3 protein-coding genes are annotated in these 1,771 nt (G+C 30.7%); all 3 read right to left on the bottom strand.

Translation table 11 applies throughout. The annotated features are described in order from the left end of the window. Positions 1-425, bottom strand: a 425-nt coding sequence (locus tag IDG65_RS14000) for a 23S rRNA (adenine(2058)-N(6))-methyltransferase Erm(C) (RefSeq protein WP_078091437.1), incomplete at its 3' end; no start/stop codon positions are given. 60 nt (positions 426-485) lie between these two features. Beyond that, positions 486-545, bottom strand: coding sequence for a 23S rRNA methylase leader peptide ErmCL (gene ermCL, locus IDG65_RS13995; protein ID WP_002497446.1), 60 nt, complete (start codon positions 543-545; stop codon positions 486-488). 694 nt (positions 546-1,239) lie between these two features. Continuing rightward, positions 1,240-1,716 carry a replication/maintenance protein RepL gene (locus tag IDG65_RS13990; RefSeq protein WP_000664727.1) on the bottom strand — a complete coding sequence of 159 codons (477 nt, stop codon included), beginning with the start codon at positions 1,714-1,716 and terminating at the stop codon, positions 1,240-1,242. Between the last annotated feature and the right edge of the window lie 55 nt (positions 1,717-1,771).

Raw genomic sequence — 1,771 nt, 5'->3', positions numbered from 1 at the left:
AATGAGCGTTTTGTATTTAATAATCTTTTAGCAAACCCGTATTCCACGATTAAATAAATCTCATCAGCTATACTATCAAAAACAATTTTGCGTATTATATCCGTACTTATGTTATAAGGTATATTACCAAATATTTTATAGGATTGGTTTTTAGGAAATTTAAACTGCAATATATCCTTGTTTAAAACTTGGAAATTATCGTGATCAACAAGTTTATTTTCTGTAGTTTTGCATAATTTATGGTCTATTTCAATGGCAGTTACGAAATTACACCTCTGTACTAATTCAAGGGTAAAATGCCCTTTTCCTGAGCCGATTTCAAAGATATTATCATGTTCATTTAATCTTATATTTGTCATTATTTTATCTATATTATGTTTTGAAGTAATAAAGTTTTGACTGTGTTTTATATTTTTCTCGTTCATTATAACCCTCTTTAATTTGGTTATAATGAATTTTGCTTATTAACGATTCATTATAACCACTTATTTTTTGTTTGGTTGATAATGAACTGTGCTGATTACAAAAATACTAAAAATGCCCATATTTTTTCCTCCTTATAAAATTAGTATAATTATAGCACGAGCTCTGATAAATATGAACATGATGAGTGATCGTTAAATTTATACTGCAATCTGATGCGATTATTGAATAAAAGATATGAGAGATTTATCTAGTTTCTTTTTTTACAAGAAAAAAGAAAGTTCTTAAAGGTTTTATACTTTTGGTCGTAGAGCACACGGTTTAACGACTTAATTACGAAGTAAATAAGTCTAGTGTGTTAGACTTTAATGTTTTTTTAAGGCATTAGTGCATTTAAGCGTCAGAGCATGGCTTTATGCCGAGAAAACTATTGGTTGGAATGGCGTGTGTGTTAGCCAAAGCTTTGGCGAGTTGGTTGGGGGTTTCATGGGATTAATCCCATGAAAGTACCAACTCAACAACACACTAACGCCTGTTGGTTCCAACCAATAGGAAATTGGAATAAGCAATTAGTATAATGAGAGTATAATGTTGGTATAACGTTAGTATAATGATGCTTTTTTTCATTATATTTTTTATGTACTTTAAACCTGCACGCTTATGTGAATTAGAAAAAGCTTAATCGCATTTCATAGATTGACCTCCCAATAACTACGTGGTGTTATTGGGAGGTCAATCTATTTCATTTGCGTTAAGCTTTTGATCTACATTAAGCGTGCAGGTTTTTTGTCTATTTGTAGACGATTTTATGTTATACTAGTCCTTGAAAGAATAATAATCAGATAATGCATTTTCTTGTTTTTCATTTGCCTCTTGCTCAAAGTTCCCAAATTCGAGTAAGAGGTATTTTTGTTTTTGGTCGTCGCCTCTCATTAGTAGTTCAGGGTTTAACATTAATACTCCAGTTTTTCTTTTTATAATATTTCCTTCTTCTAAGATTTTAAGTGTTGTTATTACTGTTTGTAGACTTGTTCCTGTAGCTTTTGCTATTTCTCTTGTTGTAGCTATCATTGTATTGTTACTTAAGTGGACATTATCTAGGATATAGTTAACGATTTTAAGTTTTTTTCCGCCAATCATATCTAACATACTTATTAATTGCACTATATATGCCTTTACGAAGTTACCAGACGTTTGTTTACGGTATAACTTGTCTACCTCTATGACTTCTCCACTTTCTTCGTCTATGAGCCTCTGAGAGCCTTTATAGACTGTTCCATATCTTTCTTTCATCTTTTTCTCACTCCTTATTTTAAACTATTCTAACTATATCATAACTGTTCTAAAA

Source organism: Staphylococcus sp. EG-SA-17 (genome assembly GCF_017151845.1).
GTDB lineage: Bacteria > Bacillota > Bacilli > Staphylococcales > Staphylococcaceae > Staphylococcus > Staphylococcus aureus.
Note: the sequence above shows the minus strand (reverse complement) of the source record. Positions and strands in the feature narration are given on the sequence as shown.